General features: G+C 68.0%; 21 protein-coding genes. 1 reads left to right on the forward strand and 20 read right to left on the reverse strand.

What is annotated here, in order from left to right; all coding sequences use genetic code 11:
* Positions 1–55: 55 nt before the first annotated feature.
* The 20 genes from BLQ71_RS18760 to BLQ71_RS18855 form a co-directional block, all read right to left on the reverse strand.
* Positions 56–2,545, reverse strand: a complete 2,490-nt coding sequence (locus tag BLQ71_RS18760) for a hypothetical protein (RefSeq protein WP_074622817.1) — start codon at positions 2,543–2,545, stop codon at positions 56–58.
* The gene (locus BLQ71_RS26470; protein WP_074622818.1) at positions 2,545–5,964 is read right to left on the reverse strand and encodes a phage tail tip lysozyme; all 3,420 of its coding nucleotides are present in this window, start codon (positions 5,962–5,964) and stop codon (positions 2,545–2,547) included. Before BLQ71_RS26470 ends, BLQ71_RS18760 begins: the two co-directional genes overlap by 1 nt.
* Positions 5,961–8,102 carry a hypothetical protein gene (locus BLQ71_RS26995; protein WP_074622819.1) on the reverse strand — a complete coding sequence of 714 codons (2,142 nt, stop codon included), beginning with the start codon at positions 8,100–8,102 and terminating at the stop codon, positions 5,961–5,963. The genes BLQ71_RS26470 and BLQ71_RS26995 overlap by 4 nt, the downstream gene beginning before the upstream one ends.
* Positions 8,099–8,572 carry a hypothetical protein gene (locus tag BLQ71_RS18775; RefSeq protein ID WP_074622820.1) on the reverse strand — a complete coding sequence of 158 codons (474 nt, stop codon included), beginning with the start codon at positions 8,570–8,572 and terminating at the stop codon, positions 8,099–8,101. Before BLQ71_RS18775 ends, BLQ71_RS26995 begins: the two co-directional genes overlap by 4 nt.
* Positions 8,572–11,037, reverse strand: a complete 2,466-nt coding sequence (locus BLQ71_RS18780; RefSeq protein WP_074622821.1) for a phage tail protein — start codon at positions 11,035–11,037, stop codon at positions 8,572–8,574. Before BLQ71_RS18780 ends, BLQ71_RS18775 begins: the two co-directional genes overlap by 1 nt.
* Positions 11,034–11,624, reverse strand: a complete 591-nt coding sequence (locus BLQ71_RS18785) for a phage connector family protein (protein WP_074622822.1) — start codon at positions 11,622–11,624, stop codon at positions 11,034–11,036. Before BLQ71_RS18785 ends, BLQ71_RS18780 begins: the two co-directional genes overlap by 4 nt.
* Positions 11,625–11,671: 47 nt before the next feature.
* Positions 11,672–12,127, reverse strand: coding sequence for a hypothetical protein (locus BLQ71_RS18790; RefSeq protein ID WP_074622823.1), 456 nt, complete (start codon positions 12,125–12,127; stop codon positions 11,672–11,674).
* Positions 12,128–12,187: 60 nt separating this feature from the next.
* Positions 12,188–13,129 carry a phage capsid protein gene (locus BLQ71_RS18795; RefSeq protein ID WP_074622824.1) on the reverse strand — a complete coding sequence of 314 codons (942 nt, stop codon included), beginning with the start codon at positions 13,127–13,129 and terminating at the stop codon, positions 12,188–12,190.
* Positions 13,130–13,373: 244 nt separating this feature from the next.
* Positions 13,374–14,384 (reverse strand): hypothetical protein, encoded by a 1,011-nt coding sequence (locus tag BLQ71_RS18800; RefSeq protein WP_074622825.1) that lies wholly within the window; start codon positions 14,382–14,384, stop codon positions 13,374–13,376.
* Positions 14,377–14,712: a hypothetical protein gene (locus BLQ71_RS18805; protein WP_074622826.1), complete on the reverse strand. Its 336-nt coding sequence runs from the start codon at positions 14,710–14,712 to the stop codon at positions 14,377–14,379. Before BLQ71_RS18805 ends, BLQ71_RS18800 begins: the two co-directional genes overlap by 8 nt.
* 33 nt (positions 14,713–14,745) lie before the next feature.
* Positions 14,746–15,630: a phosphohydrolase gene (locus BLQ71_RS18810; protein WP_074622827.1), complete on the reverse strand. Its 885-nt coding sequence runs from the start codon at positions 15,628–15,630 to the stop codon at positions 14,746–14,748.
* A complete protein-coding gene (locus tag BLQ71_RS18815) occupies positions 15,627–15,836 on the reverse strand; it encodes a hypothetical protein (RefSeq protein ID WP_074622828.1) in 210 nt (69 codons plus the stop codon). Before BLQ71_RS18815 ends, BLQ71_RS18810 begins: the two co-directional genes overlap by 4 nt.
* On the reverse strand, positions 15,833–17,479 hold the full coding sequence (locus BLQ71_RS18820) for a portal protein (RefSeq protein WP_074622829.1): 1,647 nt from the start codon (positions 17,477–17,479) through the stop codon (positions 15,833–15,835). The genes BLQ71_RS18815 and BLQ71_RS18820 overlap by 4 nt, the downstream gene beginning before the upstream one ends.
* Positions 17,476–17,676 (reverse strand): hypothetical protein, encoded by a 201-nt coding sequence (locus BLQ71_RS18825; protein WP_074622830.1) that lies wholly within the window; start codon positions 17,674–17,676, stop codon positions 17,476–17,478. Before BLQ71_RS18825 ends, BLQ71_RS18820 begins: the two co-directional genes overlap by 4 nt.
* On the reverse strand, positions 17,651–18,181 hold the full coding sequence (locus BLQ71_RS18830) for a hypothetical protein (protein ID WP_074622831.1): 531 nt from the start codon (positions 18,179–18,181) through the stop codon (positions 17,651–17,653). The genes BLQ71_RS18825 and BLQ71_RS18830 overlap by 26 nt, the downstream gene beginning before the upstream one ends.
* 1 nt (position 18,182) lies before the next feature.
* Positions 18,183–18,848, reverse strand: a complete 666-nt coding sequence (locus BLQ71_RS26685; RefSeq protein WP_074622832.1) for a DUF2829 domain-containing protein — start codon at positions 18,846–18,848, stop codon at positions 18,183–18,185.
* Between the two features lie 3 nt (positions 18,849–18,851).
* Positions 18,852–19,088 carry a hypothetical protein gene (locus BLQ71_RS18840; RefSeq protein WP_043146379.1) on the reverse strand — a complete coding sequence of 79 codons (237 nt, stop codon included), beginning with the start codon at positions 19,086–19,088 and terminating at the stop codon, positions 18,852–18,854.
* Between the two features lie 4 nt (positions 19,089–19,092).
* Entirely contained in the window at positions 19,093–19,347 is a 255-nt protein-coding gene (locus BLQ71_RS18845; RefSeq protein ID WP_074622833.1) for a hypothetical protein, read from the reverse strand.
* A 23-nt stretch (positions 19,348–19,370) separates the two neighbouring features.
* Complete coding sequence (locus BLQ71_RS18850) at positions 19,371–21,167, reverse strand: terminase large subunit domain-containing protein (protein WP_175459249.1); 1,797 nt, start codon at positions 21,165–21,167, stop codon at positions 19,371–19,373.
* 183 nt (positions 21,168–21,350) lie between these two features.
* Positions 21,351–22,064, reverse strand: a complete 714-nt coding sequence (locus BLQ71_RS18855; protein ID WP_074622835.1) for a hypothetical protein — start codon at positions 22,062–22,064, stop codon at positions 21,351–21,353.
* A gap of 518 nt (positions 22,065–22,582) precedes the next feature.
* Here BLQ71_RS18855 and BLQ71_RS18860 point away from each other — a divergent pair.
* On the forward strand, positions 22,583–23,128 hold the full coding sequence (locus BLQ71_RS18860) for a hypothetical protein (RefSeq protein ID WP_074622836.1): 546 nt from the start codon (positions 22,583–22,585) through the stop codon (positions 23,126–23,128).
* The last annotated feature ends 45 nt before the right edge of the window (positions 23,129–23,173 follow it).

Raw genomic sequence — 23,173 nt, forward strand, 5'->3', positions numbered from 1 at the left:
CCGGGGCGGCGGCACCGGCAGGGCTTGGCCCGCCGATGTTCTGGTGTGCTGTGGGTCATCGGGCACCGCCGATCACGTTGGTCATGTCCGGGGCGCGTTCCGGGGCCAGCTTGCCCCGTTCCCACCAGGTGCGGGTGCCGTAGTTGCGTTCGCGGTTGGCTTCCTGGCGCTCCCAGACGGCCTCGGCCTCGGGGTCCAGGAAGGCTTGTAGCTGGTCCGCCACGATCCGGTCGAAGGCGGCGCGCTGATACCAGAGGCTGGAGGCAACCGGGGTGTTGTACCGGGCGAAATTCGCCACATCGCGGCCAAGAAAAGTGTCCTCGCGCGCGAAGGCCCGCGCGGCGTTGGAGGCGCCCAGGTTGATGACGTCACCGCCCAGGCCGATCATCGGCCCCGCGATGGTCTCGCCCAGGCCGCCGCCAAAGCGGTTCGTCTCGGCCGCGAAGAAATCCCCGAAGATCCCCAGGCCACCGCCCTGCGCCACGGCGGCCGCCCAGAATGCGCCGCTGTCCATCGGACGCGGATCGCGGGCCTTGCTCAGCTCCTTCAGCTGAACCGACAGTGCCCCCAGCAAGGTCAGGCCGACCACCATCTGGGCCGCGTAGATCGCCCGGTCGGTGCCGGTCGGCAGGGCCACGAAGCGGCGATACTGGCCGATGGTCAGGGACAGGGCAAAGCCCTTGAACATGGTCGAGCTGCGCAGCAACTCTCCTGCGAAGGTGCCCGGCCGGGTATCGCCTACCGTTCGCGCCCTGCCCTCCAGGCGCATGGTCGGCACGGCGTATTCCAGCTGTTCCTCGATCATCATCTGCAGGCGCAGGGCCAGCCCCTCGGCCTCGGTGCGCGGCAGGCTGGACTGGTGTTCCAGCCAGTAGACCGGTGACAGGAAATCGCCGCCACCCTGTTCGACGAACCGACCCTCGGGCGCGCGCAGCAGGTCCCAGTCCGCCGGGGTTATGCCCCTGTCCTGAAGGATCTTCGCCAGGGGCGCGTCCACCTCGTCCAGCGCGCGGTCGGCGTTCTGCGCCAGGTAGCCCGCGAACTCCAGCCGGAACGCGGTTTTCAGCATGTCGGTCCAGTAGGACAGGCCAGAGGCCCGGATGGTGAAACTGGTCAGCCGGTCGATGGTCTCGCTGGTCATCTGCTGCGCCAGGTAGCGGTTGCCTGCGGCGCCGGTGTCGGCCAGCGTCTCGGCCACATAGCCGGCGCGGCGGGCCATCTTGCGGTCGCCTGCACTGGCGGCCAGCTGCACGGCCCGGCCCAGGACGTTCTGCGGCTTCATGCCCGCGATCCGCGCGGCCTTGCTCACCGTCACCAGGTCGGTCGGGGCCGAAAGGATCGCGGCGCCCAGCTTGGCCGAGGTGATCGCGCTGCGGGTGTTCGAGAAGAACCGCGCAAGCGCCTCGTTCTCGGTGTTGTTCACGCTGCCGTCGAAATGGCTGAGCATGGTGCGGGCCAGGGCCGCCTTCTTGCCCACGGCAATCTCGGCCTGCGATTTTCCGGCCACGCGCTTTTGCGCGACCTGCACCGCGTATTCCAGCCCCAGCTTGGGGTTCGGCCCCAGAACGCGCATCTGGGCAATGTCGCGGGCCATGCCGTGCAGCCCGCCGATCAGCGACGAAAAGGGATCGCCCGATCCGAACCGCGCGTTGTAATCCAGCCAGTTGGACCCATCCCGGAAATGCAGCACGCGCGCATCTGCGCGGGTGTTGTAAAGCGCCTTGCCGCCCACGGCCATGCTCGGCTCGCGCTTGTTCCAGCCCTGCGTCACGATCCCGTTGTAGATCTCGCGCAGAAAGACGGTGGCGGTCTCTGCATCCGGCAGCTCGCCCTTTTCCGCGACAAAGGGTTTGCCGGTGGCGCGGTCCTCGATGCGGCTCCAGTCCAGCTTGTCACGGATGAAGGTCGACCAGGTGTCGAACCCCGCCTGCTGGATCACATGATGGTCATGGGTGTGCGTCACCCCGTAGTCGTCCAGCTTGCCAATGTCGCCGCCATGATCGTTGAAGGCCTGGCGCAGGCGTTCCTGCTGACGGCGCACCGCATCGGCCAGCTCTTTCGCCTTGGCGCTGCCGGTGTCCTCCAGGTGCAGCTCGCGCAGGACGTCCTGCAGCAGGGCCTTGTCACGGCTGCGGCCCAGGACGTCACGGCCCGTTGCCGTCAGCGCGTCCTGGATGCCGAAATTGACCGACTGAATGTAGGCGTCGGACAGCGACCGGATGCTTTCCCCGGCAAAGCCGCTGGTCTCGGAATGCTCGATCAGGTCGCGGATCGCCAGGGCCGGGTCCGGCGCGTCCCCGATCAGCGTTGTCAGGCGGCGCATGGCCTGCAGCTGGTTCAGGACCGTGTGCCGGCGGGACCGTGCCTGGCGCCTGGTGGCCTCTTTCAGATCCGCCAGCGCCGCCGCCTCGGCCGCCGGGCCGGGCATCACGCTTTCGTAGCGCGCCAGCAGCTGGTCGTATTCCCGCGCGGCCTCGTCGGCACGGGTCTTGTCCAGCTCGCCGTCCTCTACCGCCCGGTCCAGGCAATCATGGATATTTGCCATCAGGCCGCCCCTTTCACGCCGCACAGGTCAACAACGGTTTCCAGAACCTCGTCCGCGTCCAGATCGTCCAGGATCTCGGACAGCCGGTAGCTGGGGCCGTTTTCATCGAACCGGATTTCCAGATCCTCGGCCCCTTCGCGCAGATCCTCCGGCAGGCTGTCGCGCAGGCTGGCATCGGCCTGGTCCCGCACCGCCTCGGCCTGCTCCGGCGTGACCGGCGTTTGCGGCAGGGGATCAGCCGCAGGCTCGGCCGGGGGCGCGGCGCTGGCGGCGCGGCCGGTCTCGGTCAACTCGCCAAAGGCCTCGCCGTCGATGGCCTTGAGCGCATCCAGCGGGCCGGGTGCATCGAACAGCGCCGCCTCGGTGCCGCCGATCTTCTGCGCCTCCTTGGCGTAGCGTTTCAGGAAATCCGCGATCTTCTCGGCCGGGGCCGCGCGCCCCTTGGGCACGAACTTGCGCACCAGGGCGACGGTCAGCGGCGGCACCGCCCCCTCCAGCAGGTCAATGTCGGCCAGCAGCCCGTCCAGCACCTCGGCCACCTTGCCGCCGTCCCGGGCCGCCGTGTCGCGCGCCAGGGCAATGAGGCGCATCGCGTCCAGCACGAAGGGCGTGATGTCCATTTCCGGGCGCAGCCGCCCCTCCGCCACGGCCGCGCGCATGGCCGCCCAATCCGGGGCGGCCAGCTCCAGCGCCGTCATCAGCGATTTCATCGGGCCTTCGCCGATTTCGGTGTATCGCGCCAGAAGGTCGGGCGCATCGTAGGCCCGCGCGAACAGGGCCTGGCGGATGCGCAGGGCGCCCTCGGCGTTGAGCTTGCCGCCCGCATCCACAAGCCCCGACCGTTCCGCCTGCGGCAGTGCGCCCAGCACGCGCCGGGTAAAGGCGCTGTTTTCCGGGGCGCGCAGCCCGAACCGCGGATCGAACAGGCCAACGGTCTGGGCGTCGATCTTGCGCGCGTCCATCGCCGCGCGTTCGGTCGCGCTCATCCGGGCGATCTGGCTTTGGTTGGCCGCGCGGACAAAGCCCTGCCGGTCGGCGTCGGACAACTCGCTGGTGCGGCGCGCGATCAGCACCGGGCGGTCCACGTCCGCCGGAATGTCAAAGCCCGCCGTCTCGATCTGCTGACGGTAGGCACTGGCACGATCCGGGTGCTGGTCATAGGCGCGTTCCAGCGCCATGACCCGGCCGTTGCCGCTTTCGATCACGTCATCGCCGCCGACGATGGGCGCGCCCCGGTCGGCCTCGGGCGAAGGCATCAGGCGCGCCGGGTCCAGCCGTGCGGCCAACTCCGCGATCTGTTCGTCGCTGGCGGCACGGGTCCGGTCGCGGGGTTGCAACTCGCCGCTGGCCCGCTTGAGCTTTGCCAGGTCGACCACCTGGTACGCCACGTCAACCGTCATTCCATCGCCGGCCGTGACCTGCCCCGTGGCGGTGTAGCCGCGCGACGTGTAGCCGGTGAAGGACCCGCCGCCGGCACCATCGCTGCCGCCGCTGCGCGCCCCCGGGTAGCGCGGCACGCGACCGGCGGCGAAGAACTCCATCAGGTCCTCGGCATAGCCCATGCGCTTTTCGATCCGGGGAATGCCCGGTCTCCAGAACCGCTCAGAGCCGATGCGCGCGGCCTCGGTCGCCGTCTTGGCGGCCCGGATCGCATCGCCCGCCGCCCGTTCGGACGTGCGCAGCTCGTGATCCAGAAAGTCGATCTGGGTATCCAGATCCCGCCAGTCCTTGCCCTGTTCACGCGCATAGGCCAGCAGCGCGTGACGGCGCGGCCCGTTCCATTGCCCCATGCCGATGGAATTGCCGCCGTCCCCCACATGGGCCGTGTTCAGGCGCGGCGTGCTTTCCTGCATCAGGTTGCCGACGATGCCCGCAGCCTGTTCCGGCGTGTAGCCCCGTTCCAGCAGCCTGCCGAAAACGTAGCCGATCGGGTTTGTCGTCGGGCTGGCATTGCCCTTGGGCGTGAAATCGAAATCCGAGAAGGTCAGGGGCTTGCCGGGCTGGGCATCACGCGGGCGGGCCGGCGCGGTGCCCCGCGTGCCCAGCGGCTCGATGTGCCAGGGTTCATTGCCCAGTGGGAAATGCAGCCCGTATTTACCGGCGTTCCGGTGCAGCCAGTCGCGCACGTCCGCCGGGGCCTGGTCGATCCGCAAGCCGTTCCACTTGAGGTCTGCGGCCTGCCCGTGGTTGTGGTTGGACTTGCCCGGCGGCGCCACCCATTTCCTGGCCGCCTGCGGGCTGCCGTACTTCTTCAACGCCCCGGCCCAGAGCCGCGCCTGCAGCTCGGGCGAACGATAGCCGGAATAGACCTGCAGGCCCTCGCGGATACGCGGCGGCGCGGCGGAAATCATCTCTTCCAGGCCGCTGCGCAGGTTGGGCCGCATCCGGGAAATCGCGTCATCGCGCAGGCCCCCATCGGTGCGGTGCCTGTCCCAATCGAACTGGTAGCGATCCGGGTCTGCCGCCGGGCGCCCGGTGCGCAGATCTCCCGCCGCCTGGTCCAGCTCGCGGCGATGCTGCAACGGTGTCACGCCCTCGGGCCTGCGGTCTGCCTCGGCCTCGTCCGCCGCCCGGCGGCTGTGGACGAACCGTTGCGCGGCCATGCCCAGGCCAGACAGCGCACCGGCAAGACCGGCGCCAGCGACGGTTGCCCCAAGGATCTGCCTGCCCGGTTGCGGGGCTGGCTGGTCCAGGTCATCGGCCACCCGGAACTGGTCGGGCAGGCTCAGCCCTTCCTCGGCCCCGGACATGACCCCCTCGAAAGCGGAAAACCGGGCGGCGCTGCCCAGCGTGACACGGCCAGCGGTGCCCACCGCACCCGCGCCCGGGACCACCATCATGGTCAGCCCGCCGGGCGACAAAAGGTCTGCCCCCATCGCGCCCAGGAATTCCGGTACGCCCCAGGCATCGCCGGGGGTGCCGCGCAAGACGTCCTGCACCTCCTGCAGCTCTGCCTGGCGGCGGCGCAGAACCTCGTCCTCGAAATCTTCGATAACCCTGGGCAGATCCCCGAACTTGGCCGGATCTGCCTGCCGGGCGGCGCGCGCCGCATCCAACAGCCAGTCATGCCGCTCGCGCCAGGGCGCCACGGCATAGGCGCTGCGATCCTCGGAGAAATACTCCGGCGGGATCATTTCGGTCAGCTCATCGACATAATCCCGCTCGATGCTTTCGGCGCGGTCCCACTGGTCTTTCAGGATGCGGTTTTCCGTCCATCCCGCGCGCAGCCGCTCTGCCAGTGTGGGGCCCTTCGGTTCCGGCGCCGGGGGCGGATCTTGCGGGGCAGCCGCGGGGGCGGGCGCCGGCACGGCAGCCGGGGCTGCGACGGGGGGCGCCGGGGACGTGGCGTCAGGCTCTTGCCCGAACAGATCGCGCCCCTCTTGCGCCAGCGCGGCAATACCCTTGAGGATAAAGCTCATTGCCCCACCTCGCGCAGCAGTTGGAACATGTTGAACTCGTAGGGGGCGCCGGTGGTATGATCGAGCGCGTATTCCCCGTCGAGCCAGAGCCGGTAACGTCCCGGCCCGACCGCCCGCACCTGGGCCTGGCGCAGATCCTCGGGATGGATCATGAACCCGTCGAAAGTGGGTAGCCCGCCCGACAGGGAAATGCGTTGCAGGCGCGCCTTGCCCCGCTCGCGCGCCTCGTCAGGTGTCAGGAAGGTTTCCGCCCTCGGGCGGCCCGAGGCGATCATGTCGGAATAGCCCTGCGGGTCGGCCGGTGTCCGGGCGCCGGAGAGGTTGGTGGACAACTCGCCAAGGGCATCTTCGACCTGGCGCGCCTTGACCCCGGCGGGCAGCAGCGTCATGGCGCCCCGAATGTCCTGCAGGCCACCCCGCTTGTCGCGGCCGTCGATGGTGCCGCCCAAAACCTCGTGGACGGCGCGGCGGTACTCGGCCCCGTCAACATCCTGGTCCGGGGCCTGCTGACGCACCCGCGATGCATAGAGCGCGTCGGCGGCCGCCAGCACCGATGCCTCTATGTCCTCGCTGGCGGGAACCCCGGCAAAGTAGCCGCGCAGGACCAGGTAGGCCTCATCCTTCCGCTCCGCCTCGGGCGGCATGATGACGGTTTTCTCGGCAATGATGCGCTGCCCCCGCAGGATGTCCTGCGCCACCCGGTCGCTGCCGCCATCCTCCAACAGGCCGGCGACATGGGCGAACACCGGGTCCTCGACCTGGCCAATCACATGGTCCGCCGCCCCGGGGTCGGACCCGATGATCGCCTTGGCCAGCGCCAGGCGTTCGGCCGGGTCAGCATCCACCCCGGCCCGGGCATTCAGCTCGTCGCGTTCGGCATTGCTGAGCATCCGAATGTCGCGCGTGAACCCTTCCTTGACCAGCTGTTCCGCGTTGAGAAAGCGGAACTCCAGCGCCCGGCTGAAGCGCGACGTATCGGCGGGGTCCAGCTCGGGCAGGTCCGTCACCTGCAGGCCGAGGTCCTGCCGGTAGCCGATGGGGTCGGTCTCATAGCCCTTTTCATGCGCGGCCAGCGCATCCTCCAGCAGCTCCAGTTTCTTGAGCTGGTAGGGTTCTTTCAGCTTCTTGGTGCGCTCGCCCGCGATCAGCGCGTCGATCTGCGAGGGCGTCATGGATTTCAGATCAACGCCGTCCTCGCGCAACTGGCGGGCGGCCATCGTTTCGGCAAAAAGCGGATGCGCCTGCGCTTCCGGCGTGGCCAGGAACTTCTCGTCAACCGCTTCGCGCCCGGCCAGCATGATCTCTGTCATGCTCTTGAGCCGGTCGCCCACTTCCTTTTCGCGGGCCTCGGCGGCGCGCTCCAGCTCGCGCGCTTCCTCCTTGGCGCGCGCCTCGATGGCCCGTTCGGCCTGCGTGCGGTAGCGGGCGCGCGTGTCCGCCTCCAACCCGGTAAAGCCGCCGCCGTCCAGCTCGGCAATGAAAGCGTCCGGGTCATCGCTGATGGCCTGGATGGCGCGGGCATTCGACACGTCCGCGCGCAGCCCAAGACGGCGCTTTTCGGCCTCTGCCGGGTCGATGGCGCCGGCGGCCAGCATCGCGGCGATCTGGCGGTCGCCCATCGCGATCAGCTCGTCGCGCTGGCGGGGGTCCGCTGTCGAAGCTGCCACCGTCGCCTCATGCGCGTAGGAAATCCAGTTGGCCTCACGCTGCGACTGGCGCAGGCCCAGACTGCGGCGTCCCAGGCTGTAGGACACGCTGTCGGTCAGGCTGTCGAAGGCCAGGCCGAACCGTTCGGAATTCTTCGGATCGACGCGCGGGCGGCCGTCCTGGTCCGGCGCCTCGTACCGCGCGCGCAGACCCTTGACGCCGTTTTGCCAGGCGGCGTCTGCGGCGTCGGGATCACCGATCTGTTCGATCTCCAGCCGCAGGTCGTTGACGTCGCGGGCCAGGTCGACCTCGTGGCGCTGCATTTCGCGGTCCAGCCGGTCGTTTTCCAGCGTGGTCCCCACGTCGAGCATGGTCTTGCCCAGGTCCTCGATGCCCTCGCCCAGGGCCGAGGATGCCAGGCTCGACAGGTTCGGCGCCCGGGCCACGCGGCCTGCCGAATTCGGCGCCTTGGGAACCGTCAACCCGCTCATGCCAGCAGCTCCGGCCAGACCTTGGGCGCGCCGGTCAGCAGGTTGCCCGCCGCGCTGAACATGCCCTTGGTCAGGGCCAGCTGCCCGCGCGCGCGGGTCAGTCGGGCCTCGTTGGTCAGCTCGGTTGCCTCGGCCATCGCGCCCTGGCGGACGGACTGCGCCGCGAACACCATTTCCTCGGCCGCCGTCTGGCCCAGGTAGATCGCGGTCGGGCTGTCCGTCTCGACGCCGCGCACTGCGAATTGCGAGGCCTGCCGGCGGACCTCGCGCGCCATGTCGCGGCGGGTGCGCTGTTCCTCGACCGCCCGCAGGATCTGCTGCTGGTCGCGCTGCTGTTCATAGGCCCGCGCCTGCACCTGGGCCGTGGCGCTGGCCTGCTGCGCTTGCATCATTGGGCCGACAACACTGGCGGCCAGCCCGACACCCTGCAGCGCCGTGGCCAGCGTCAGACCTGAAATCAGCTCGCACATCAGACGCCCTCCCCTTCAACTTCGGAAACCAGCGCCAGGACTGTCAGGGGGCGCCCACCCTGGGGCCGAATGCGCAGGCGCAGGTCCAGCGTGGCCAAGGTGGTCACGTCCAGGCGGGTAGCGCCGCTCCAGGCCTCGCCCCCATCCGCGTCAAAGGCCTCGGGCACCATGCCGATCCAGCCGCCCTCGCGCGGGGCCTGTCCGAAATCGCGCGCGACCGCCGCGATCTGTCCGCCCGCCGTCCGGTGCAGCACGGCGCCGACGCCGGAATGCAGGCGCATCGGGCGCCCGCGCTGATCGCCGTCCCGACGCACGGCCTGCAGCGGCAGCGTCTCGACCCGGTGGCTGTCATCGAACAGGCCCACGGTGGCCCGCGTGACCGCGCCCGGCAGGGTCACGGTTCCGTCGCCCGCCACGGTCAGGCCGGGGAAATCGCCACCATCGGTCCAGGCGGTCACGGTCTCGTTTGCCAGGTGCGGCACCGACAGGCTGGACGTCGCGGCGCCCTCGTAGATCGACGCGCAGTAAAGGTGGTTGAATTCCTCCACCCCGGCGCCGCCCAGCAAGGCCGCCTCGTTGTCGGCCAGCTGCTCGACCGTGCGCACCGTTCCGCCGTCCAGCGTGCGCAGCACCGTCAGCGTCACCACGTCGCGCGTGCCGTCCGCCGCCGGGCTTACGGTAATGTCCTCGACAAAGCCGCCGGCCACGGGCACCGGCGCCCAGCCCAGGACCTCTTGCTCCGGTTCGTACAGCAGGACCAGCAGAAGGCCATCGGCCCGCCGCATCCAGGCCAGCTTGCCCGGCGCGCCCTGCCATTCGATCTGCTCGATGGGCGAGGCCGCAAGGTGGCGCGACGGCAAGGACAGATCGCGCGGCACGGCCCCGTCCACCTCGAAGCTGTATTTGACCTCCTGCACCCGGCCGCCGCCGCGCACCGGGTAGATCGGATCGCCAAAGGCCGCGATGGGGCGGGCCTCTCTTGCGCCGTCCGGGGCGACAATCTCGGTCGCAAAGGTGGTCGGCCCGATGGCCTCGTTCTGGGAACTGGAATAGGCGCGGTAGACCTCGCCCAGCGATCCGATGAACAGGCCCCGCCGCCCGGTCGCCAGCCACAGGATGCGGTTTTTCTGACCGTCCGTCGCCAGCGTATAGCCCAGCGGCGCATCCGCCGCGTCGCCCACCAGGAAATCCTCGAAATCGCCCTGCTGACTGCCCCAGACCGTGCGCGGATCGCTGGGAGTGGCGGCCGCGAACAGGCGCCGCTCGTGCAGCTCGACCGCCGCCGGGTAGCCGTACTTGTCCGACCAGGCCCCCTCGGCCCAGAGATAGGTGGCGCTGTCGAAACAGGGGCGCGGCACGGGCAGCACCTGGTCGGCCTCGACCTCGTTGGCATCGGTAAAGCTGGTGATGCGAACGATCCCGCGCAGCCCGGAAATCCACTGGTACTTGGTTTCGGAGTTACCGTCCGTCATGCGCGTGCCGCCGACATGGGTTGGCGGGTTCACGCCGCTGTCCGATCCGGCGATGTGCCGATAGATGTTGTCTGCGTACAGAACCAGCTTGCCGTTGCGCTTGCTGTCATTGCCGACCCACACCGGCACGTCCTCGAAATCCACCGGCTCGATCAGCATCAGGCCACCGACCATTTCGGCGTCGAAAGGATCGCCGCTGCCGATCAGGCGCACCGTGCCCTCGCCCTCGGTCACAACGTCGAATTCCCACCGGACCTCGACAATCAGGCCGCCGCCGGAGGTGTCCGCCATCTCGTAGGTCTTGGTGCCGCTGGTGTGCGTCGGCCCTCGCGTGCCGCAGTGTCCATCCACGAACCCGCCGGTGAAATCCGTTTGCGTGCCGCGATAGATGTAGATGTTCGATCCGTACTGCCGCCGGTCGCCATTGGTCAGGTTTTCCTCAGCCTGCCAGTATTCCACCGCCCCGCCGGTGAGGTATTCCACCTGAACCGTCTTGGTTTCGTCCAAGTTCGGAATGCGGAACGGGCCACGATCCAGCGCGACGTCCGCGATGCTCCAGTCGTCCAGCGCGGCGCGGCTGAGCTTTTGCATCGGGTTGCGGCCATCGACCAGGTAAATCACGTCGCCGTCCTGTGCCCAGTCCAGGTTCGGCAGGTCGCTTTCCTCGAAGGGCGTGGCCAGCTCGTAGGGCGATCCGCCGTCCATCACCAGGTCGCCGTAGCGCCAGACGCGCATCACGCTATCGGTGAATTCCAGCTCCACCGCGTCGTTCTGGGCAAAGCTGAAGGGGATGCGCCGCGCCGGGCTGTTGTTGCGGGTTTCGCCCCGGCGTTCGGTGCCCGGCGCCCGCGTGAACCCGCCCTGCACCAGCGGAATGAAGCCCCGGCATTCCGCCAGCCCGGTCTTGAACCGCGTGAAGTCGTTGCGCCCGAACAGGCGCGGGTCAATCTCGCCCGAGGAAAAGGCGTTCTGGACCAGCCGCGCCCGCGTCATCGCAGCGCCTCGCTGACCCAGCTGGTATCCGGCGCGTCCCCGTCCAGCTGGTGCGCGCTGGCGGAATGCGCGTCGTTCACCCGCGCCACGGACAGGACACGTTCCAGCCCGGCCTCGATGCTGTCGCGCTTGGTCCGCGATCCGACGAACACCGGCGCCAGAAGGTGCGCCAGCTGCTGCGCCACCGCCAGCCGCAGATCCGGGCCAAGATCGGCCTCGCGCTCGATCTGCCGGGCATAGCGGATGGTCAGGGTTTCCGCCGTCTCGGACCGGATCACCCGGCCATCGACGCGAAAGGCCCCGGTGCCGTGGACCTTCCACAGTTTCAGGCAATCGGCGGGCAGCTGGTAGCTGTAGGCAAGATCCGGGTCCGTCGCCAGTCCGGCCACCGTGACCGGCGCCAGCGCCGCCATGACCCGCGCGGCGGACCAGTCATGGCTTTGCAGCACCAGGTCGCGCGCCTCGGGGTATTGCTCGGCCAGGGCCAGCGCCTGCGGCGACCCTTCCGCGAAAGAGGCCACCGGACCAATTTCCATGATCCGGCAGGCCTGGCTGACAACGCTCGATGTGGCAATGTCGATGGTCAAGGCGCGCCCCTTTCATGCGCCGGGCGACGGGCGCCCGGCGGCACCCGTCAGGGCATCAGGTAGGCAAGACGGAAGGGCATCGACCCCGCGCCCGTGGCATCGGCCTCGGCGTGCGCCCAGATCTCGATCACGTTGGGCTGCGCGGCCAGGCCCAGCACTTCCCACCAGAACTTGCCGTGGTTGGCATCGCCAATGGCGATGGGCTGGACGATGTTTTCCGTTGCCTTGGTCTGATCGACCAGCGCATCGGTGTCGGTTTTCGTGCCGATCACGACCTGGGCAAAGCCCCAGTTTTCGACGTCGAAAAACGTGTCCTCGTGCACCACGGCGCGGCCCGGAAGGGTCGCTAGGTGATACATCGACGTGTTGCTGTCGGCGGCGGCGTTTGCGACGGTGCCGGTGGAACAGATGAGGCGCCCGCGCGCCTTTTCCGGGTCCGGCGGGGTGGAGGTAAGATCCATCGTGTCGTGGATCAGGTCGGAAAGAGTTTTGACGATGGCCATTGCGGCCTCCCTTGCTCATGTCTGGATCAAGCTGGGGCCGGGATGCCCGGCCCCGCCGGGTCAGGCTTCGTTGCAGCGGATGACGCGCACGCCAGCATCTTCGACGCGCCCGGCGGCCGGGTAGGCATCGGTGAAGATGTAGGGCAGGTTCTTGCGCTCGGTGTTGTTCCACATCGCGCCCTCGACGTCCTGCCACATGCCGCAGACGATGTTGGCTTTCGTCCAGATCGGCACCAGGCGATAGCCGTCGCTGTCCACCGGCAGGCGGTTGGAAAACAGCCAGTTGATGCCCAGCAGAGTGCCCGGCTTGCCGTCGCGGATGGCTTTTACTTCGAAGGGGTCGAGGTTGCTGCCCGTGGCAATCGCCAGGTTGATGAGGTCGGTTTTCTGCTTGGGCGTGATGAGGCCCCAAACCTCGTCCTCGGTTTCCAGGCCAAAGTCCTGCAGCTCCATCGCCTCGGTCGCGGCGCGCAGCTTGTACGTGGTCAGGCCAGTGTTGCCGGAGCCGCCCGCGTTGACGGCGATGAAGTTGCCCGTGGGCAGATCGCTGGTGGAACTCGGCGTCTTGCCGGAATGCACCGCGCCCAGGATACCGCCGCCGGCGATCTCAAAGCTGCTGCCCACCATCCTGACACCCAGGATGCGGTCATAGACACCGCGCTCGACCGTCCACACCTGGTTACGGACCAGCATCGAGGTGTGATCCATCGCCTGGTCGAACTTTTCTTCCTTGGTGATGGTCTGGCCGATCTCGACGCTCTTGGGCCGGATCAGCCAGCGGCGGTTCCGCTGCGGCGTGATTTCCGGGTTGCGCTGACCGTAGTCCTCGCCCTCCTGGTACTCGGTCTTGCCGATCAGGTCGGCAATGTCCTGCGCCTCGCCCGAGGCAGGAACGATGGTGACGGCCGCGCGCAGCGGGTTCTGCACCTGCTGCGCGACCATCTTCACGTTGTTGGAATACTGGAGCTTGTGATGCGGCTCCACGGTTTGATTGTAGGACATTTGTCCCCTCTCTCGAAAAATCAGCGATCTGGTGAGATTTCGGAGGGGCCGCCCGGCGCTGCCGGACCCGCACCTGGCCACAACGGGGGCCTGGGCCGCCGGGAGTTACCCGGATCAGACGGACGTCGCCAAGGCAACGCCACCCGTCACGCGCAGGGTAAGCGCCAGATTTGGGGGGCTGTCAAGAAAAAACCGCCCGATCTGGTCGGGCGGCGCATATCTTGGGATCGTTCCGAAACGGGGTTTACCGTTTCGCGGCCAGGGCGGTCAGCTGGGTGTACCGCTTGTGCAGACGGTCGAAATCCGGGCTGGCTTTGCCCTGGCGTTTCAGCGCAGATGCCTTGGAATAGTCGCTGTCCGGGGCCATCATGGCCTTCAGCTCGGCCCGCGCATCCGCCGGCGTGTCCCCCAGCGTATTGCCCTGCCCCTTGCTCAGCTGCAGCGTGTCCTCGCCCATCATGTCGCCAATGGCCGCGAACAGCTTGATCGTTTGCGCATCGCCCGTCTTGCCCGCCAGCAGATCGCCCAGGGCCTTGAGGCCGTCGCCGTCGATCCCGGCGGCCTCGGCAACCGCACTGGCCGCCATCTGCGCCTGCGCCACCTTGGCATCGTACTGCCCGCCCCAGTCCTTCTGCAGCGTCGTGCGCAGGGCCTCGTTGGCGGCCGCCGCGTCGGTTTCCGCCGATCCGAACAGGCTGGCCACATGTTCAGCATAAAGCGCCGTCATGCCCTGCATCTGCGACTGGCTTAGCCCCAGCTCGTGCCCCTTGGCCCGGGCTGCCTGTTCCAGCGTGTCATCCCAGGGCGCATCCTTGGGCCAGCCCTCGGGCTTTTGCAGCTCGTACTTGTCGGCCGCCTCGGGGATGCCGAACAGCTCGCCGTTCTGGCGCAGCCACTCGCCCACGTCCTGCCCCTCGGCCGGGCGGTCCATCAGTTGGTCGGCGGACTTACCCAGTTTCTTCTGTGCGTCCCGTTCCATCTTGGACAGCTTGGCCACCGCGTCCACGGGATCATCCGTGGTCAATCCCCAGGCCTCCAGCTGGGGCCGCGCATCGGCCAGCCGCTTGTCCTCCCACCAGGTCGAAGCGCCTTCGCCACCCGCGCCGCCGGGCACAGTATCCGCGCCGCCTGCGCCCGCCGTGGTATCTTCGCCGCCGGCGCCGCCAGCGGTATCCTCACCGCCGCCACCGCCGGCGCCCTCGCCCTCGCGCAGCAGTTCGCGCCACGCGGGCGCCAGTCCGAAAATCCTATTCATAGTCGTCTTCCTTCACGATTGCGTTCAACTCGTCGATGCTCACGCCCCCGGCCGCCAGCAGCTGCAGGGCGAGGTCGCGCCGCCCGGCCTCGTAGGCCAGGCGGTGCGGGTCGAGCGGGGCCACGGTCGGCTCCCCCTCGGTCATGGTGACAGGCTGGGGCCGCAGCAGCCCCGCCTGCCGGATCAGGTCGGCGCGCAGATCCGGGAATTCGTGAAAGGCCCGCCGCCAGCGCCGCGCCAGGTCGCCGGCCGACGCGCGCGCCTGCGCCGATCCCGGCCCGGCAAAGACGCCGAACAGGCCCTGCAGGATGCCCATGCGGTCCAGCATCAACCGGCCCTCCGCGCACCGGCCAGCTGCTCGTCAACCGTTTGTGGCATCGTCGCCCTCCCAGCCGCGCGCCGCCAGGAACCCCGCCGCGCCGCGATGCCCGCCGCCGCCGTAGGACGCCGCGATTTCCGAGACGTCGACGCCATCGGCCCGCGACCGCAGGGAAAAGGCCCGGCCATCCGGACCGTCGACATAGTTGGCCGCGAAAGGCGCGCCTTCCGCCATCGTGCCCGCCACGTCCGAGGCCAGCGCATATGGCCCGTTCGCCACCGGCACCACATGCCCGCCGATCACCATGTTGCGCCGGGTCACGTCGATCACCTGGCGCACCAGCTTGTCATGCACCCGCAGGATCGCCTCGCCCTCCTGGATGACACCGCCGGAGGGCGCAGGCCCGGATTTCAGCCGATGGGCCAGCGCGTCCCAATTGGCAAAATCCTGTTCCAGCGATTGGATCACCGCGTTGATTTCGCGCGACCCCTGCATTTGCCAGCGCCACAGGTCACGATCCGCGACGTAATCGACCAGCGGCGGGCGCGCCGTCCGGTGCAGGTAGTCCCAGGCCATCTGCGCGCCGCTGCGCTCCATGTCGAACAACACCGCCGGGTTGCCTGCGGCCGAGACATGCTTCGCCCAGGTTTCGGCGGGCCGGTCCATGCCGGCCAGCTCTGCCTCGGCCGTCTTGTGATGATCGAGGACAAGGATCGAGCGGGCGCTTTTCGCCATCCGCTCCAGCACCTTGCGCGGATAGCTGAAATCCACGATCAGCACGTTGGCCCCGGCCACCTTGGGCGGTTCCGACCCGTAGCTGGCCGGGATGAAATCGACCTTCTGGCCCCGAAAGGCACAGCGCACCGCCCATGCGGCGGTGAACCCGTCCGCGCAGTTGGCGTGGTAGATGCAAATTGTCCTGGTCATGTCGTTTCTCCATCTTGCACGTCTCTCACCCGCAGGCACTCCAACGCATCCAGCATGTCGCCGGTGCTGGAGAAGGCCCCCAGACCTGCGGGTTGGCGCCCGTAGTCCCTTTCTTGCTGCGATACGACCCAGCCACCGTTCGGCATCGGCTCCAGGATCAGCGGCTTGCTGCCACTGAACGGCGCCAGAAAAGGTTTCTTGGTCATGTCGTTTCTCCTTGACCCATGATCTGGGCCGCCTGCGCCATGTCGCGCATCCCGGCGCCGCCCTCGCGGGCCATTTGCGCGGCCTGCGCCGCCTGGGCGGCCTGTTGCTCTTGCTGGGCGGCCGCCGCCGCCTGTTCCCGCGACACCAGCAGGCGCTGGGGCAGCGAGGGGCTGGCCTCGTGCAGCACCTCCATGTAGTCGTCCGGCGAAAACCGGTGCCGCGCCTCGGGGTAGATTTCCATCAAGGGCTGCATGTCGTTGAAGAAGGTCCGCACCGACTGCGCTTCGGAGGCGCGCAGCGCCATTTCCGCCTGCGACTGGTAGCGGGTCTGCAGCGGCACCCCCTCCGGCGTGCCCGGCGGCGGCGGGTCGATCTGCCCGTTCTTGAAAAGCAGGCGGTAGCGCCGCTCGAACTTGCGCGCGGCCCATTCCTCCATGATCCGGTCGGCGTGCGGCGCCCAATTGCGCAGGCGCGCTTCCTCGATCACCCGGTTTTCCTCGTTGCTGACGCCGGTCCGGCCCGTCAGCGACATGATCGAGTAGTAGAACGCCTCCTTGACCGTCTCGACCTTCTGGCGCTTTTCTTCCTCGGTCAGGCCGATGTTGCCGTTGAAATCCTCCGACCGGATCAGCGGCTGACCGGACATGGACACGGCGCCATAGACGACAGATCCGGGCCGGAACGTGCCGTTCAGCGGGATCACGTTGCGATCCGGCGCCATCTTGACCGGATCGGCCGCCCGCTGCGCCGCCCGCAGGGTGGCGTTTTCCATCAGGTCATGGGTCCGGGCACTGGCCAGGGCGATGTAGCCCGGGCCGATGCCATAGGTCATTTCGCTGTCGACGTCCCAGCGCGGGTAGTAAAAGGGCATTTCGTCATAGCCCTTGAGCCGCACCACGCACTCGCCCGTCTCGCAGGCATAGACCGACAGATACCGCTTGCCGCGCGGTCCCAGGGCACGCGGCACGAACTGGTCGTTCAGCCGGACGTGGTGATAGAAAACGTGCTTTTCGGTATCGCCCTTTTCGGCCTGGTCCATCAGCTTTTTGGGCAGATCGCCAAAGGCCCGCACCGCCTGCCGCGCGGTCAGCCGGTACTTGCGCACCACCTCGACCACCTGGCCGTGATGATCGACGTCCACCACCACGCCCGCCAGCGACAGGGTGACGTCCACGAACTTGCGGTTGCCCGTGTCCACCTCGTCATAGCCCGCCGCGTTGCCAAAGGCGGCAATGTCCGCATAGGCCTGGAAACAGGAGGTGTAGAACGACGAACTGGAGGGGCTGAGCGAGGCGTAGATTTTCGAGGTCTGCCGGTCCAGCCATTCGGCAAAGGGCGGCCAGCGGTTCAGATCCTCGTCCGGCGTGGTCAGCCCGGCCCAGCGGGTGGCCGGGTTGGTGATCCCGGCATAGATCCCGGCCGCGAAATTGCCGTGGGCAATCATCGGCTCGGACCCCAGCGCCTTGGTCAGCTGGCGCTGGGTCGCGGTATCCACGCCAAAGCCGCCGCGCTGCGGCCGCATCAGGCGGGCAATGTCGGTCCAGTCATCCTCGAACTGGATGCGCTCCTGGCGCAACTCGTCCCAGCGGCGCCGGGCCTCCTGCGCCAGGGGGCTGTTTTCCGTGATGGCCTCGGGTTTCATGCCGGTGCCCCCAGTTGGGCGGTGCCGCCGCCGGCGGGAATGCCCACGGGGCTGGTGATGATCCGGCTGGCCGCCGAGGCGCGCGCGCGGCGCAACCGGGCCTCCATCGCGCCCGCCTCGACGCCTTCGGCGCTGCGCGGCGATGCAATGATCTGCGTCGCCGGTTTCAAATCAGGAACCTTGGTTGTGATGCACATGCTCTGCCTCCTTTTCGACCCATGCGAATTGTACGAACTCGGCGGGATCATCCCCGCCGAACCCTGCCATTCGGACCTCGGGCAGGAACCCGCAGGCCGCCAGGAACCGGGGCGCCCTGGGGTGCCCGGCCCAGCACCGCGCCTCGACCCGCCGGATGCCCCAGTCGCGGCAGAATTCCGGCATGTCGTCGCGGATGCGCCCCGCCGCCGCCACCAGGCAGCGCCGGAACCTCTTGTGTGACCGCGCCAGCAGCGCGGCCTGCGCGATCCCCCGGTGCCCGGTCGGCGCCAGGCACAGGACCGCGAAAGGCTCACCGCCCCGGGAGGTGTCGCGCAGGATCACCGACAGCAGCGCATTGGCCTGCACCAGGCGCCAGTCGGCAAAGACGTCCAGGTGATCCATGCCGCCGCCCCGCGCCAGCTGCGCCTCCCGCCAGTCGGCGGGGTCCAGCTGCGACAGGACGATGAGGCCCGCGCGATTGTCCCAGGGGGTGACGTCGATCATTCTAGCCCTCGCTCTGCGAGGGCGTTGGCCCGGCAGACGCATCGCTTGTCGATGCTGCCGAGAGGGCGGCGCGGTTCAGGCGGTCGATTTCGGCGGCGATCAAGGCACCCGCCTTGGCGAGGTTGCGCCGCTGGTCATCCCGTGGGTTCCAGTAGTCCTTTTCCCACGGCCATTGCTCCGGCGGCCAACCGGGAACCGGGCAGTCGCCCCGGCCAGTTTCGGCCGCAGACGCCGCCTCCTGCACGTAGCAGCCAGCAGCCCAAAGCAGTTCGCCGCGACGGTGGGTATCGTCATGCCCCGGCGTCCACCCATGATTTTCGATCTGATCCGCGCGTTCGTCTGCGATCAGATCGACGCCAGCCGGCAGGGCACCCGAACCGCCAACCACCGCCCAATCCTCGGCCAGCATGTCCGTCTGCGAGGCCAGCCAGCCCACCACCATCGACCCATCCGCCGCGCGCATGTCGATATGCGGCAACAGCTCGATTTCGGCGTCTGGGTGGTGCAACTCGACCGCCCGTTTCGCAGCAGCATGGCCGCACTTGGCATGGCGCGCCTCGAATGCCGAACCCGGGGTCAAGGCAATCCACATCCCCTTGCCGTTCCAGCCCTCGCGCGCCACGCAGGCACCCGCTTTCAGGGCTTTCAAAGCCTCTCCAAAGTCCATGTCTCAGTCCTCTTGTTTGACGTCTTGCATTTGCCAGCGAGGCTCGCCCTGATTGGTCGGGCGATCCTTCCAGCACTCGAACAGCAGGCCATCGCCCGCATCGCTGACCGTGCAGCGCGGGAACGTTCCGCCCTCCGCAACCGCTTCACTGGCACGCAGATCGAACCAGGCACGGGCTGCGCCCTCATCCCCGACCACATGAGGGTCGAAGGTCTGCGATATGAAAAACGGCTCAGACACCGCCTCAGCCCTCCAGCTTCAGGGCATGACGGCGTGCCGCCCGCGCCCAGTTTTCCAGCGCCAGGTCGCGCGACTGGCGCGCCTCGCCGCGCACCCCGGCAATGTCGATCCGCCAGCTGGGCCAGCGGGGCGACGGGTCCTTGATCGTCATGCCCTCGGCCTCCAGCCGGTCCAGCAGCTCGGCGTGCCGCTTGTCGGTGTAGCTGTCGATCAGCGCCGCCAGCTCGCGCAGATGCTGCGCCTTGTCCTTGTTGCTCATGGTCCTTCTCCTTTCGTGGTTCTTCAGTTTCCGTAGGGGTTCAGCACGTCCCAGCCGGTCTGCAGCCCGCCGGGATCGGGCTGGCCGGGTTTGCGCCTGACGCCCCCGCCCGCCCGGTCCTGCCGCTGGTCGCCCAGCCGGGACGCATAGGGGCTGAGGCCATCGCCCCGGTGCTGGCCAAGCAGCAGGTACTGCAGCGCATCCATCACGTTGGCCTCCGTGAACCGCTTGTTCGGCACCTTGCGCTTGTCGCCGCTGGGATCGACCTCATCGGCCCAGACGTAACGGGCGGCAAAGCCCCGCCGCAGCATCCGGCAGCTGGGATCAATCAGGATACCCGGCTCCCCGGCCTCTATCGGGGCCTCCAGCGCGGCGCGCACGGCCTCCAGCCGGGGCTGGATGCGGTTGGTGCCCACCACCTGGGGCCGGACGTGAAAGCCCGCGGCGCGGCCCACCAGCAGGTTCCAGGTCGCGTTCTCATCCGTCGCCGTCGATGACCCGTGTTCGCCCGCCATGTCGCCCCAGCCGGCCTCGACCCAGGCGCCGGGAAAGCGATCCTCCAGCAGGTCGCGCAGCCGCTGGCCGAAAACCTGCGCCATCAGCCGTTCCTGCGGGAAATGCAGCTCTGCCAGGATGCGCCAACGGTAGAACCCGCGCAGCTGAGCCACCACGGCGGCGCCCTTGAACCCCTGGTCAAGCCCCACCAGCAGCGGCAGTTGCGGATCGACCTCCAAGGGCCGTTCCGAGACGTGGATGCGGGGGGAAAACTCGCGCTTGAACACGGGTTCACCGGCCCGCAGGTAGGTGATCTTGTTGTAAACCAGCCTGTCGTTCAGATCCCCGCGCCCGATGGCGATGTTCGAGCGGATCTGGCGCGGGTAATACTTGTCGCCCAGGTTCTGCAGGTTCTCACAGCCCGCCTCGCCAAAGCCCGGCTGGCGGTAGAACTCGATCCTGACGCCCCCGGCGGCGTTGCCCTCGTCATCCTCGACGTCCGCCAGGATCTTGGCGCGCTCGGCCTCGTCGTGGAACAGCTTGTAGGTCCAGTTTTCCTCATCGGGCGCGTTGAAGTCGCAGGCCACCTGCCCGTAGCTGGTCAGCTCGCGCGGAAGCCCGGCGAAATGCTGACGCCCGGGCCAGCGATCCATCCGTCCGATCCCCACGCCAAAGGTTTCCTCGGCCTGGGTGTCCGCCTCGTTCAGCAGCAGGTCGGTGGTCTGCATCCCGCGCATCGAGGCGATCAGGTTGTCGCCATAGGCCATGAACTCGCTGACGAACTCGATTGGCCCGTGCGCATCCTCGAACTGCATCACATGGGTCACGGGATCGCCGCGCCCGCCCGACCAGTCGCCCCAGCTCTTGGGGAAGGTCTCCAGGTAGCTGGGGATCGTGGTTGACCACAGCTGGCGATAGGTTTCCCGCGCGAACACGCATTTGTACCGCCGCCAGCCGTCGATAGTGCTGCGCGGCATCATGATGGCCCGCCGCAGTCGCGATTTCAGCAGCGTCGTGGTCTTGCCCGATCCGACCGGCCCCTGGATGCCGATCACATCCGCGTCCGACCAGTAGAACGCCTCCGAGATCGGGCCGGGGAACGTGACCTCGGCCTGGCCCGACAGGAACTCCTGCAGGTCGGCACCATCGGAATAGGGGTTGCCGCCGGGCGAGGTGTCGCCTAGCGTGGTCAGTGCCTCTTTCGCATCCAGACCTTCCCAATCGACCTTGGCCGATGGACCGGCAGATGCACCCCCGGACCCCCCGTCCGGTGCCGCCCAGGCGCACCCCCGACCCCAGCCCCACAGATCCAGCATCGCGCTCAATTTCCGCCCCTCCGGCTGGCCGGAATGGTGTACGGGGTCGGCGGGACGGGCAGGCATCCAAGGCCGGACGGCCCCCCCCGGGGGGTCGTCGCCCCCTCGACCAGGGCGCGCGCGATCCGCACCGGCCCGAGGGTGGGCAACTGATTTTCAATCAGTGGGACCGTGCCGAATTGTGCCGCGTTTTCAATCATTTGTGCCATCCGTCCGAGTTTGCCCGTCCGACTGTCCGTCGCGCCCATCGCCAACCCCTTGATTTTCCTGCATTCCGTGCCGCACGTCCGCCGGTGCCATCCGACGCGCCGAGGGCGTCACATCGCGCGCCTGGGCGCCGCGATCCGCAGGCGCCGAAGGCCCACCAGGCACGTTGACGAACACCGCCTGGTTGACGTTCACATCCGGCGAGGCCTTGGGCGTGCCATAGGGCATCAGGTCCGCAGCCGCCTGCCGCGCCATCCCGTAGAAAAACCGGAATGTGTCGATGAACTCCGAAGGCGAGGGCTTCCAGGCATCCGCCAGCACCACATGGCCCTTGTCCGGCGTCCAGATCCGGTTCTCTGCCGTCTCGCCCACATGGGCCAGCAGCCGTTCGGTCTGCGCCAGGGCGAACCCGAAGGCATCGAGGCCCGTGGCCCGCAGCCCCGCCATTTCGGCAATGACCTCTTCCGGCATCCGCAACCCGCGCGCCGCCATCCACTCGCGCAGCTGCGAGCTGCCCTTGTTCTTCGCGCCAGCAGGCCGACCCACCTTCCCGCCGCCGTCACCCGCGCCCTGCCCGCCGATCTGCGGCAACTCAGGCTCCGGCAACAGGCCGAGCTGTTCGCCTCGCGCCTGGTCCTTGTCGATCCGCTCCGCCGCATCGCGCGCCAGCTGTTCGGTTTCCCGCTCACTTCGCGTCATGGCTCGACTAAAACCCCCGTTTTTTATTGCAGATCAAAGGCTTGCACGATTTTCGACCGCCACCCACAACGGCAGGCACAACGCTTTCAGGCCCTGTTGTGGGCTGTGTTGTGGGCAATTTCCCTGCAATTCCAGTGACTTGATACCTATCTACAACGCCACAACGGAAAGAGAGAGAGATACGCATACGCGCGCGCGCGCATGTGCACACATATGCGAGGGGCGGCGTTTGCCGTTGTGCCGTTGTGGGTGAAGGGTAAGCGGTTGATAGTGCAGGGAAATCCCCCACAACAGAGGGCACAACACCAGAAAGCCGCATCTGTGCGCCGTTGTGCCCCGGACCCGACAGCAGGGCCGAAATCCGCGCGAAAATCGTGGCACAGATCGGGGTGGGGGACAAGCGGCACGCGTGGGACCGGCGGACAGGAGGGCCGGGAGGACGCGACCGGGCGCGCGCTTGACTTGATCCGGTGCACTGCGCCCAATGGGCCGAAAAGTGAGTGATGCGGGGTGCGCCAATGGCCGAGCGTTCGGCAATCGAGGATTTCATGCACGACAAGCTGGTCGACCGCATGAAAACGATAAACAAGTTCCACACGGACAACGTACAGGCCGCGCTGGACCGCCACGCCACCGAGCTGACCGAGGCAGAGACGGCCTTCGTAGATCGCCAATCCGAGGCGGTCGGGGTGATCGCCACCGTCGCAGCGGTGCGGATCGGACACGCGGTCCGTGGAGAGGCAGGAGCCACCGACAACAGCGCAATCGAGGCCGAGGCCCTGCGCCTCAAGGTGGCCGAAGAGGCGTATTCCAAGGCTGTGAACGAGGCCACATCGCGGCTGAAGCGCAGCCTGGCATGGTCAGAGCGGGAACGCGCCAAGCTGCTGGCAGAGGACCTGGCGAACATCGACGCCACCATGCCACGCAGCCCAACGGCCCCCGGAGAACCCTCTGGAAAGGCGCCGAAATCGAAGGAGGGCAGCCGCAATCCACCATTCGTGCCCCTGCCGCTGGTTATCCTGGGTGGCCTGATCCTCGTTGTGCTGGTGGCGAAGCTGAACTGACGTGCCTTGACAGATACCGCGCGGCGCCCCGCCTGGTATGACCCC

Origin of the sequence: Antarctobacter albus, from assembly GCF_900101505.1 — a bacterium.
GTDB classification, from domain to species: domain Bacteria; phylum Pseudomonadota; class Alphaproteobacteria; order Rhodobacterales; family Rhodobacteraceae; genus Antarctobacter; species Antarctobacter albus.